This window comes from Streptomyces sp. NPDC032472 (assembly GCF_040636955.1).
Taxonomy (GTDB): Bacteria; Actinomycetota; Actinomycetes; order Streptomycetales; family Streptomycetaceae; genus Streptomyces.
On the sequence record NZ_JBEZVK010000116.1, the window covers coordinates 1 to 11,832 of the forward strand.

General features: G+C 74.1%; 7 protein-coding genes. 1 reads left to right on the forward strand and 6 read right to left on the reverse strand.

The features are described 5' to 3' along the window. The 6 genes from AB0F11_RS35750 to AB0F11_RS35775 all read right to left on the reverse strand — a co-directional run. Positions 1-4,086: beta-ketoacyl synthase N-terminal-like domain-containing protein (locus AB0F11_RS35750; protein WP_362183290.1), on the reverse strand; the 4,086-nt coding region annotated here is incomplete at its 3' end. Then, the gene (locus tag AB0F11_RS35755) at positions 4,073-5,347 is read right to left on the reverse strand and encodes a type III PLP-dependent enzyme (RefSeq protein WP_362183273.1); all 1,275 of its coding nucleotides are present in this window, start codon (positions 5,345-5,347) and stop codon (positions 4,073-4,075) included. The genes AB0F11_RS35755 and AB0F11_RS35750, both read right to left, overlap by 14 nt. Further along, on the reverse strand, positions 5,344-6,858 hold the full coding sequence (locus tag AB0F11_RS35760; RefSeq protein WP_362183276.1) for an AMP-binding protein: 1,515 nt from the start codon (positions 6,856-6,858) through the stop codon (positions 5,344-5,346). Before AB0F11_RS35760 ends, AB0F11_RS35755 begins: the two co-directional genes overlap by 4 nt. A gap of 64 nt (positions 6,859-6,922) precedes the next feature. Then, entirely contained in the window at positions 6,923-8,539 is a 1,617-nt protein-coding gene (locus AB0F11_RS35765) for an AMP-binding protein (RefSeq protein ID WP_362183278.1), read from the reverse strand. 1 nt (position 8,540) lies between these two features. Then, a complete protein-coding gene (locus tag AB0F11_RS35770) occupies positions 8,541-9,461 on the reverse strand; it encodes an ACP S-malonyltransferase (RefSeq protein ID WP_362183281.1) in 921 nt (306 codons plus the stop codon). A 231-nt stretch (positions 9,462-9,692) separates the two neighbouring features. Beyond that, the gene (locus AB0F11_RS35775) at positions 9,693-10,265 is read right to left on the reverse strand and encodes a hypothetical protein (protein ID WP_362183284.1); all 573 of its coding nucleotides are present in this window, start codon (positions 10,263-10,265) and stop codon (positions 9,693-9,695) included. A gap of 204 nt (positions 10,266-10,469) precedes the next feature. Between AB0F11_RS35775 and metK the strand changes: the two genes are divergently transcribed. Beyond that, positions 10,470-11,663: a methionine adenosyltransferase gene (metK, locus tag AB0F11_RS35780; protein ID WP_362183287.1), complete on the forward strand. Its 1,194-nt coding sequence runs from the start codon at positions 10,470-10,472 to the stop codon at positions 11,661-11,663. Positions 11,664-11,832: the final 169 nt, after the last annotated feature.

Consider the following 11,832-nt stretch of genomic DNA (forward strand, 5'->3'; position numbering starts at 1 on the left):
CCCGGCCCCCTGCGACGCGGCCTCATCGGCCAGCCACTCCCGCACCCGACCCAGCACCGCCACGACCGCATCAGTGTCCGGAACCTCGTACACGGCACCGGCAGCCACACCAACACCCGCGGCGTCGCCCGCACCCTGGGGCAGCTCGGCCCACTCGACGTGGTGCAGCGGCAGCCCCGCGGCTGCGGTGACCCGGCCGCCGGCGAGCGGACGCAGGACGAGCGAGCCCACGGTGGCGACGGGGCTGCCCGCGGGGTCGCTGAGGTGCAGCGTGACGCCAGAGGCGGTCGGGGCGACCCGGACCCGCAGCGCGGTGGCACCGGTGGCGTGCAGGGCGACCTCACCCCAGGCGAAGGGCAGTTCGGGGCCGGCGGCGTCCTCGTCCAGGCCGATGACGTGCAGGGCGGAGTCCAACAGGGCCGGGTGCAGCCCGTACCCGGCGGGCTCGACGCCCTCGGGCAGCGCGACCTCGGCGAACAGCTCGTCCCCGCGCCGCCAGGCGGCCCGCAGGCCCTGGAAGGCGGGCCCGTAGCCGTAGCCCTGGTCCCGCATACGGGCGTACGCGCTCTCGGCGTCGACCGGCAGGGCGGTGGCGCCCTGCGGCGGCCACACCGGGTCGGCCGGGCCGGTGGCCGGCGCGCCGGAGCGCAGGACGCCCTCGGCGTGCCGGGTCCAGTCGGCGTCCACGGTCCGCGAGTGGACGGTCAGGGTACGCCGGCCGTCGGCCTCCGGGCCCTCCACCACGATCTGGAACTCGGTGCTGGCGGTGCGGTCCACCACCAGCGGCGCCTGGAGCGTCAGCTCCTCCAGCACCTCGCAGCCCGCCTGCTCACCGGCGGCCAAGGCCAGTTCGACGAAGCCGGTGCCCGGCAGGATGACCGTCTCGCCCACGGCGTGGTCGGCGAGCCAGGGGTGGGTGCGCAGCGAGAGCCGGCCGGTCAGGACGAGCCGCTCCGACCCGGCCACGGACACGGCCGCGCCGAGCAGCGGGTGCGCGGCGGCGGTGATGCCGAGGGAGTCCGCGTCCACGCCTGCGGCGCCGGCGTCGATCCAGTAGCGCTTGCGCTGGAAGGGGTACGTGGGCAGGTCGACCAGGGTGTCCGGGCCGCCGAGCAGCGCGGCCCAGTCGACCGGGACGCCCCGCGTGTGCAGGGCGGCGAGGGCGGTGAGGAGCGTACGGGGCTCCTCGTGGCCCCGGCGCAGCACGGGCAGCGCCACCGCGTCGGCGGCGGACTCGGCGGCCATGGCGGTGAGCACCGCGTCCGGGCCGAGTTCGAGGAAGGTGGTGTGGCCCTGGCCCTCCAGGACGGTGACGGCGTCGGCGAACCGCACCGCCTCCCGCACGTGCCGGACCCAGTACTCGGGGTCGGACAGCTCCTCGTACGAGGCGGCCTGCCCGGTCAGCGTGGAGACGACGGGGATCCGCAGCGGGCCGTAGTCGAGGAGCTGGGCGAACTGCCGGAACTCGGCGAGCATCGGCTCCATCAGCGGCGAGTGGAAGGCGTGGCTGACGACCAGCCGCTTGGTCTTGCGGCCGGTCTCCGCGAAGTGCGCGACGACGGTCTCGACGGCGGCCTCGGCCCCCGACACGACGACCGACGTCGGTCCGTTGACGGCGGCTATGCCGACACCGTCGCCGAGCACCGCACGGACCTCGTCCTCGGTGGCCTGGACGGCGGCCATGGCACCACCGGCGGGCAGCGCCTGCATCAGACGGCCGCGCGCGGCAACCAGCAGAGCCGCATCCTCGAGCGACCACAGCCCGGCGACATGCGCGGCGGCCAGCTCACCGATCGAGTGCCCGGCAAGGGCATCGGCACGCACACCCCACGCCTCGACCAGCCGGAACAGCGCGACCTCGATCGCGAAGAGCGCGGGCTGCGTGTACTCCGTCCGGTTCAGATCAGCCGGATCCTCATCGAAAAGAACATCCTTCAGCGGCCGATCAAGGTGCTCGTCAAAGGCCGCGCACACTTCGTCCAGCGCAGCCGCGAACACCGGGTACTGCGCGTACAGATCGCGCCCCATCCCGGCCCGCTGGCTGCCCTGCCCGGTGAACAGGAAGGCCGTCAGGCCGCCGACCGGGGAGCCCGCGATCGGGGCCGCGCCCGCGGCGACGGCCTCCAGGCCGGCCAGCAGCCCGTCGCGGTCCTCGGCGACCACGGCCGCCCGGTGCTCGAACGCGGCGCGCTGCGTGGCCAGGGCCGTTGCGACGGCGTGCTCGTCCCAGCTCTGCGTGGGAGCGGCGACCAGGAACTCCCGCAGCCGGGCGGCCTGTTCGCGCAGAGCCTCGGGGGTCTTCGCGGAGACCAGCCACGGCACCACCGGCAGAACGGCGGCCTGCGCCGTGGGAGCCTCCTCGATCGCGGGGGCCTCCTCCACGATGACGTGGGCGTTCGTACCGCTGATACCGAACGACGAGACGCCTGCGCGCCGGACCCGCTCGCCGTCCGCGGGCCAGTCCCGGGCCTCGGTGAGCAGCCGGACCGTGCCGGCCGACCAGTCGACGTGGCTCGTCGGGGCGTCCACGCCCAGCGTCTTCGGCAGCCGTTCGTGCCGCAGCGCCTCGACCATCTTGATGACGCCGGCGACACCGGCGGCGGCCTGGGTGTGGCCCAGGTTGGACTTCACCGAGCCCAGCCACAGCGGCCGGTCCTCCGCCCGGTCGCGCCCGTACGTGGCGAGCAGCGCGCCCGCTTCGATCGGGTCGCCGAGCCGGGTGCCGGTGCCGTGCGCCTCGACGGCGTCCACGTCGGCGCCGCGCAGTCCGCTGACGGCCAGGGCCTGCTCGATCAGGCGCTGCTGGGCGGGGCCGTTGGGGGCGGTGAGGCCGTTGCTGGCGCCGTCCTGGTTGACGGCGGAGCCGCGCAGGACCGCCAGGACCCGGTGGCCGCGGCGGCGGGCGTCGCTGAGCCGTTCGAGGACGAGCATGCCGGCGCCCTCGGCCCAGCCGGTGCCGTCGGCGGCCTCGGCGAAGGGCTTGCAGCGGCCGTCGGGGGCCAGGCCGCGCTGGCGGCTGAACGCGGTGAACGTGCCGGGGCTGGACATGACCGCGACACCGCCGGCGAGGGCGAGGGAGCACTCGCCGCTGCGCAGGGCGGCGGCGGCGAGGTGCAGGGCGACGAGGGAGGAGGAGCAGGCGGTGTCGACGGTGAGGGTGGGGCCCTCCAGGCCGAGGGCGTAGGCCACGCGCCCGGAGATGACGCTGGTGGCGCTGCCGGTCAGCAGGTAGCCCTCGTACCCCTCGGGCGCCTGGTGCAGCAGCGGCCCGTACTCCTGCGGCTCGGCTCCGACGAACACGCCGGTGCTGCTGCCGCGCAGGGCGTGCGGGTCGATGCCCGCGCGCTCCAGGGCCTCCCAGGAGGTCTCCAGCGTCAGCCGCTGCTGGGGGTCCATGGAGGCGGCCTCGCGGGGGCTGATGCCGAAGAAGTCGGCGTCGAACTCGGCGGCCCCGTACAGGAATCCGCCTTCGCGGGCGTACGTCTTTCCGGGCGCGTCCGGGTCCGGGTCGTACAGGTTCTCGACGTCCCAGCCGCGGTCGTCGGGCAGCGGGCCGATCGCGTCGCCGCCGGCGGCGACGAGCTCCCACAGCTGCTCGGGCGAGCCGATGCCGCCCGGGTAGCGGCAGGCCATGCCGACGACGGCGAGCGGCTCGTCGGCGGCCGCGGCCGCGGCCGCGGCGCCGCGCAGCGCCGCGGGCACGGCGGAGCCGTCCGCGTCGCCGGCGGCGGCGTCGATGCCGAGGACGTCCCACAGCAGGCGGCGGGCCAGGGCCCGCGGGGTGGGGTGGTCGAAGGCGATGGAGACGGGCAGGTCGACGCCGAGGGCGTCGCCGAGCCTGCGGTGCAGGTCGACGACGGCCAGCGAGTCGAAGCCCAGGCGCAGGAACGGCAGGTCCGCGTCGAGCGGCCCGGCCGGTTCCCGGCCCGCCTTGCGCAGGGCCGCGTCCGCCTCCTGCCGGACCACCGCGAGCAGTCGACGGAGCTGCTCGCCCTGCGCCAGCCCGGACAGTTCGGCGGCGAGCGGGGACAGGGACGGGGAGGGGGAGGGGGAGGATGCGGATGCGGTCATGTCACCGGGCTCCAGTGTCGATTTCTGCGCGGGAGGTGATCAAACGAGAGGCGGAGACCACCTCGCCGTCGCGGAGGAGGAGCTCCGCCGGGGCCGGACGGCCCAGGAAGAGCAGCAGGCTGGCGGTGGGGCCGTACGCGCCCACGTTGGGGACGGCGAGCACGTCGCCGGGGACGGGCGCCGGGATCCGGGCGGCCTTCGCCAGCTGGTCGCCGGGGGTGCACAGCGGTCCGGCCAGCACCACGTTCGTCAGCTCGGGGCCTTCGCCGGAGCCGCCGTCCGCGCTCCCGTCCGTACCGCCGGAGCGGGGCTCGACGGCCAGCGGCAGCAGCCGGCCCAGTCCGGCCATGCCGCCGAGGGTGTTGATGCCGGCGTCGAGGATCGCGAACGTCTTGCCGCGGCTGTGCTTGACGTTGGTCACCGTGGTCAGGAGCCGCCCGCAGTCGCCCGCCAGATAGCGGCCCGACTCGCAGGCGATCTCGAGCGAGCCGTCCCGCCAGCGCGGCAGGTGCTCGTCGAGGGCCTTCTCCAGCGCGGTGCGCAGCAGCGTGTACACGGGCCGCTCGCCCGGCACCGAGTAGGGCGCGGCGAATCCGCCGCCGATGTCGAGGACCTGCAGCGGCAGGCCGTGCTCGCGCTCCAGGCGGGCCGCGGACTCGATGGTCGCCGTGAACTCGGCGATCAGGCTGTCCTCGTCGCGGGAGTTGCTCAGCGGGAAGAAGTGCGCGCCCACGACCCGGGTGCCGGGTACGGCCAGCAGCCGGGGCATCAGCTCCGGCAGGGTCTCGGCGTCGATGCCGAACTGCGAGGGCGTGCCCGTCATCCGGATGCTGGTGGTGGCCGCGGCGGCCGCGCTGTTGACCCGTACGAGGACCTCGGCGACGGCGCCCAGGGCGGTGGCCTGCGCGCCGAGGCGCTCCAGGTCGCCGAGGGACTCCACGGAGAAGGTCCGTACGCCGGCGGCCAGGGCGGCCGTCATCTCCTCGGCCGTCTTGCCGGGGCCCGAGTACAGGATCCGGCCGGGCTCCTGGCCCGCTTCGAGGGCGTTCGCCAGCTCGCCCGGCGAGCACACCTCGGCCCGGCAGCCGCCCGGGCCCTCGGCGAGGGCCCGGACCAGGCCGGGGTGCGGGTTGGCCTTCAGCGAGTAGAACAGGGTGAACGACTCGGGCAGGGCCTCGCGCAGCGCGTCGCGGGCGGCGACGGCCCGGTCCAGGTCGTACACGTACAGCGGGGAGCCGTGGCGGGCCACGAGCTCCCGGTCGCCGGGCCTGGTCACTTGGAGGCCTCCAGCAGTGCGGCGAGCTGCTGCTTGGCGTTCTTGCCGTTGGAGGTCAGCGGGAACTGCTCGATCACCTTGCACATCGCCGGGACCTTGACGGTCTCCAGGCGCTGGGCGAGCTCGCGCAGGACGCCCTGCGGGGTGACCGTGTCGGACTCGATGAAGATCATCAGGTCGCGGTCGGCGGTCGGCTTGAGGGCGGCCGCGTTGCGCACGCCGGGGATGTCCATGGCGGCGGCCTCGATCTCGATGGTCGACACCCGCATGCCCTTGCGCTTGAACATGTCGTCGCGGCGGCCCTCGAAGTAGAGGTAGCCGTCGGCGTCGACGCGGCCGTAGTCGCCGGTGTGCAGGCGGGTGGTGCCGGTGGCCGGATCGGTGCGGAAGGTCTTCTCGGTGATCTCGGGCAGGCGCCAGTAGCCGGCCATGACGTGCGGGCCGGTCACGGTGATCTCGCCGCTCTCGCCCGCCGGGACCTCGCGGCCGTCCGCGTCGAGGATGGCGATCTCGGTGCCGGGGATCGGCTTGCCCGAGGAGCCCGGGCGCTCGTGGTCCTCGGCCGGCGGCATGATCGTGATCCGCTTGCACTCCGAGATGCCGTACATGCGGACGACCTTGGCCTCGGGGAAGCAGCGCCACAGGCCGTCGATGATGCGCTGCTCCAGGGCGGCGCCGGTGCTGGTGAACATGCGCAGCTTCGTCGGGCGCGGGTCGCGGTCGGCGAGCCGGATCAGCGGGCCGCCGAGCGAGGGCACCAGCGGCAGCACGGTGGCGCCGCTCTCGCGGATCAGCAGGTGCAGCTTGGAGTCGGCCTCGCCGTCGGCCAGCACCAGTTCGGCGCCCGACAGGCAGCACAGCAGCACCTGGAAGAGGCCGTAGTCGAAGGAGAGCGGGACGCGGACGAAGACGGTGTCGTCGCTGCGGTAGCCCAGGACGGCGTTGATGGACGCCGCCGCGAAGGACATCTGCGCGTGCGGGCAGACGATGCCCTTCGGAGTGGCGGTGGAGCCGGACGTGTAGATGAGCACGGCGGGCTCGGTGACCGGGTGGTCCTGCTCGGCGTCCGGGATCACCGCGGTGTGGTCCAGGTCGGCCCAGATCGCGCCGATCTCGTGGACGGGCCGGTCGGTGAGGGCGGCGACCTTCTCCCCGAAGCCGTCGGTGACGACGACCAGGCGCGGCTCGCAGTTGGCGATGACCGCCCGCAGGTGGAACTCCTTCATCTCGGCGCTGATCGGCACCAGCGCCGCCCCGCAGCGCGAGGCCGCGTACAGCAGGGCGACCGTCTCGCGGATGTTGGGCAGCCGGGCCACGATCCGGTCGCCCGGGCGCACGCCCTGGCGGCGCAGCCAGTCGGCGGCCGCGTGGCTCTGCCGGACGAGGGCCTCCCAGGTCCAGGCGTCCCGGGAGTCGCGCACGGCGATCTGCTCCGGGCGCGGGGCCGCGGAGGCGTCGAGCAGCTGGTGCAGCAGGCGGGCTGCGGGGGTTTCGGTGGGCTGGTCGGCCACGGACTTCTCCTTGTCAGTCAATCGCCGGGCGGCGGGGCGGCGGGCAGGTCACGACGGCGCGGTGTCACGACTGCGCGGCGCGGGCCCTGAGGGCGGACCGGTCGATCTTCCGGTTGGCGTTCATGGGGAACTGGTCCACGTGCTGGATCAGCCGCGGCACCAGCGCCTTGGGCAGGGCCGCGGTCAGCTGCCGGGCCAGGTCGGCGGGGCGCTGCGCGGTGCCGGTGTAGAAGGCGGCCAGTTCGTTGCTGCCGCCGGCGGGGACCGCCACGGTGACGGCGTCCTCGATGCCGGGCAGTCGGCGCAGGGCGTGGCTGACCTCGGACAGCTCCACCCGCCAGCCCTGGACCTGCACCTGGTCGTCGGCGCGGCCGAGGTAGCTGATCTCGCCGTCGGCGTAGCGGCGCACCCGGTCGCCGGTGCGGTACCAGCGCCGGCCGGCGTGCGTCAGGAAGCGGCCCTCGTCGTGGGCGGGGTCCAGGTAGCCGGAGCACATCTGCGGCCCCGTGATGCACAGTTCGCCCTCGACCGCGCCCGAGCCGTCGGGCTCGGCGAGGGAGCCGTCGGGGGCGAGCAGCAGGTGGTCCAGGGCGGGGTGGACGGCGCCGATCGGGACGATGTCGTTGACGTAGCGCTCGTCGGGGGTGGCGGGGGACAGCACGTGCGCGGTGACCGTGATGGTGAGCTCGGTGGGCCCGTACAGGTTCTCGACGGTGGAGTGCGGGGCCGCGGCCCCCCATTCCCCGGCGTCGCCGCGCAGCAGCGGCTCGCCCGCGAACAGGGAGCGCCGCAGCGTCGGGAACGCGCCCGGTGCGAGCGCGCCCGAGCGGCGGGCCAGGGCCACCGAGCCGGGGGTCGCGAACCAGACCGTCATGCCCTCGGCGGCGAAGAACTCCGGCAGCGACCGGTACGCCGACAGCGGCAGCGGCACGACGCAGCCGCCCGCGCCCCAGGCGCAGAACAGGTCGAACATCGCGCAGTCGAAGGTGAGGTCGAAGGTCTGCGAGAACACGTCGTCGGGCCCGAAGCCGTAGCGCCCGTCCAGCGTCGTGAAGTAGCTGTCGGCCGCCCGGTGGGTGGTCGGTACGCCCTTGGGCTCGCCGGTGGAGCCGGAGGTGAACAGGATGTACGCGACGTCGTCGGGGGCGGCGCCGACGGGTGCGTCGAGGGCCTCCTCGCGCGGCGCCCGGGTGATCACCCCGGGGGTCTCGGGGGCGCCGACGGCGAGCACGGCCAGGCCCGGCACCCCGTACCCGGCGACCAGGCGGGCCCCGGCCGCGTCGGTGACGACGGCCTCGGCGCGCGAGGCACGCAGCACGGCCGCGTTGCGGGCGGCCGGGAAGCCGGGGTGCACGGGGACGGCGGTGGCGCCCAGGTAGAGCGCGGCGAGCAGGCCGACGTACGCCTCGAAGCTCTTCGTCGCGAGGACGGCGACGCTGCGCGGCGCCCGGCCGCCGTGGGCGGCGCGCAGGGCGCCCGCCCAGGCCAGGGCCGTGGCGTGGGCCTCGGCGTAGCTGACGGCACCGGTGCCGGGCAGCCGGAACGCGGGCCGGTCGGGGCCGGCGGCCAGACCGCGCAGGAACCGGCCGTGCAGGGTCCCCTCCAGGGACGGGACGGCGGCGGATCCGGCTCCGGCCGGAGCCGCCGAGGGGGAGGTGGATTCCGGGGACATGAGGGTCATTTCAGGCCACGCTCCTGACGCGCAGGGCGGCCCGCGGATCCGCGGCCACCACCTCGAAGTGCTTGACGGCGCCCTCGACCCGGCCGAACAGGGAATCCGGGCCGGCGATCACCAGCCGCTCCACGCCGCGCCCGCGCAGCGCGCCCAGTACGGCCGGCCAGTCGACGGGCTGCACGAAGTGGTCGAGCAGCATCGCCCGCAGCTCCTCGGCGCCGGTCAGCTCCCGGCCGTCCTGGTCGGCGAGGACCGGCAGCCGCGGGGCGCGCAGCGGCAGCGCGTCGATCACCTCGCGGGCGGCGGCCGCGCGCAGCCCGGTGAACAGCGAGGAGTGCATCGGCGGGCGCATCGTGTACAGCGGCAGCGAGCCGATCGCGCGCAACTGCCGCTGGAACTCTTCCAGGTCGCGCTCGTGCAGCGAGACCATCTGGAAGCCGTCGTCGAGCAGGCACGACACCTCGTGCCAGATCCCGCGCGCCGACATCGAGGCCAGCAGCTCGGCCAGCGGGCCGGCCGGCGCCCGTACGAAGGACTGGGTGACCACGTCGCGGTGCTCCGCGGCGAAGTAGGCGGCGGTGCACCGGGCCAGACCGGCCGTCATGCGCACCGCGTCGGGGAAGTCCAGCGCCCCGGACCAGCCGATCAGCGGCTTCTCGCCGAAACTGGGGCCGGCGCACACCACCGGCTCGGCGCCGAGCTCGTCGGCCGCCCAGTCGGCGAGCGCCGTGCAGGCGACCATGAAGGCCACCTGGGCGGCCTCGGAATAGGCCTCCTCGGAGGTGCGGAACGCCTCGAAAAGGCTGTAGCCCAATGCCTCGTCGGCCTGGCCGAGCAGCTCCTTGGCACGGGAATTCATCAGGAGGAAGCGGCCGAGCTCCTTGAAGGTGACCGGGCCCATTCCGGGAAACACCATCGCCGTGGTCATCGCAGAAACCTGTCTTGTCGCGAACTGGCGTCGTCCGCACCTTTCTAGGTCCTGCCCAGGGCCCGACCAACCCCTATCCCGCCCCGTGCGCCACCCTTAACCGGCCACCGGTAGGGGTGGCGGTGGCTGCCCGTACGCACGGCGGCCCCGGACCCCGGACACAGCACCGCGACGCCGCCGTCCTCCAAGAGGACTGCGGCGTCGCGGCACCGGAGCGGGACCCGCGGCGCGTTACCTGGTCGGCTGGGCGTGGCCCTGCCGGGCGCGGACCACGGCGGGGTAGCGGATCGTGAACATCACCGGGATCACGAAGGTGACCACCTTGATGGCGATGGCGATGGCGGTGGCCTTGGGGTCCCAGCTGATCAGCAGCCACAGCAGCACGGCCGCGGCAGCGAACGACAACCCCCAGACCAGGGTGATGACGGTGTTGGTGCGGTGGAAGACGGGGGACTTCCACACCTCCTTGGGCACCATGGTGCGCGCGATGCCCAGTGTGAAGGGCTTCGCGATCAGCAGCGAGCCGAAGGCGGTGGCGGCCAGCCACACGTCGACGAGGGCGGGGCCGTAGGGGATGAGGGAGGAATCGGGCTGCTTGTAGGAGAGCCAGGTGATGCCCGCGAAGAACACGGCCGCGCTCAGCTCGATCACCATCTCGTCCCACTTCTTGCCCGAGCGGTTGCCCTTGAACAACACGATCAGGGCAATCGCCAGTCCCCATTGGGCACCGCTGCGCCACTCGTCGCTCGTGGCGATGCAGGCGTAGGCGATCCAGGGAGCGAAGCTGATCAGATAGCGGGTCATGGAAAGCTCCTTTCTTACCGTCCATTGCGTCAGCCCCGCCTAAGACGGCGCTAAAGCGGACGGTCCGCCGGGGCCCGCCGTGGCGGTCGCGTCGCAGGCCGGCAGCCGGCGGCCGCAGCGCGGCTTTAGCCCCTCCCAAGCCACCGCCTGCACGTTCTGGCGGAAATTCACTTCGCAACGCTGCCGTCCCCGCTGGAGGAACGTGTGTCCCGTCGACTGTTCACTTCGGAGTCGGTGACCGAGGGCCATCCCGACAAGATCGCCGACCAGATCAGCGACGCCATTCTCGACGCCCTGCTGGAGCAGGACCGCTCCGCCCGCGTCGCGGTGGAGACCCTCATCACCACCGGCCAGGTCCACATCGCGGGAGAGGTCACCACGACCGCGTACGCCGACATCCCCGCGATCGTCCGCAAGACGATCCTGGACATCGGCTACGACTCCTCCGCCAAGGGCTTCGACGGCGCCTCCTGCGGCGTCTCGGTGTCCATCGGCGCGCAGTCCCCGGACATCGCGCAGGGCGTCGACACCGCGTACGAGTCGCGCGTCGAGGGCGAGGAGGACGAGCTCGACCGGCAGGGCGCCGGCGACCAGGGCCTGATGTTCGGCTACGCCTGCGACGACACCCCCGAGCTGATGCCGCTGCCGATCGCGCTCGCGCACCGGCTGTCGCGCCGGCTGGCCGCCGTGCGCAAGGACGGGCGGCTCGCCTACCTGCGGCCCGACGGCAAGACGCAGGTCACCCTGGAGTACGACGGCGACCGGCCGGTCCGGCTCGACACGGTGGTCGTCTCCACCCAGCACGCCGCCGACATCGACCTCGAGACGCTGCTCGCGCCGGACATCCGCGAGTACGTCGTCGAGCCGGAGCTCGCGGCCCTCGACCTCGACACCGAGGGCTACCGGCTGCTGGTCAACCCGACCGGGCGCTTCGAGATCGGCGGCCCGATGGGCGACGCGGGCCTGACGGGCCGCAAGATCATCGTGGACACGTACGGGGGGTACGCCCGGCACGGCGGCGGTGCGTTCTCGGGCAAGGACCCGTCCAAGGTGGACCGTTCGGCTGCGTACGCCATGCGCTGGGTCGCGAAGAACGTCGTCGCCGCCGGCCTCGCGCGCCGCTGCGAGGCGCAGGTCGCGTACGCGATCGGCAAGGCCGAGCCGGTCGGGCTGTTCATCGAGACCTTCGGCACGGAGACCGTCCCGGTGGAGCGGATCCAGCAGGCCGTCTCGGACGTCTTCGACCTGCGCCCGGCCGCGATCATCCGCGACCTGGACCTGCTGCGCCCGATCTACGCCGGGACCGCGGCATACGGCCACTTCGGCCGCCCCGCCGACGCCTTCACCTGGGAATCCACGGACCGCGCCCCCAAACTCCGCCAGGCCGCAGCCGCCTAACCCGGGCCCCCGGCCCGCGGCCCGGGGCCCGGCCCTCCGGCCCGGCCCCCGGGCCCGCTTTCGGAAGCGTGGGCAGCCCCCACCCCGCCCAGCTTTCGAAGGAGGGTGGGCATGTTCAGCCTCGCCGGGGGTAGTGTCGCGGGGGGTGGGGGCGGGCGCCGCGGGCCCC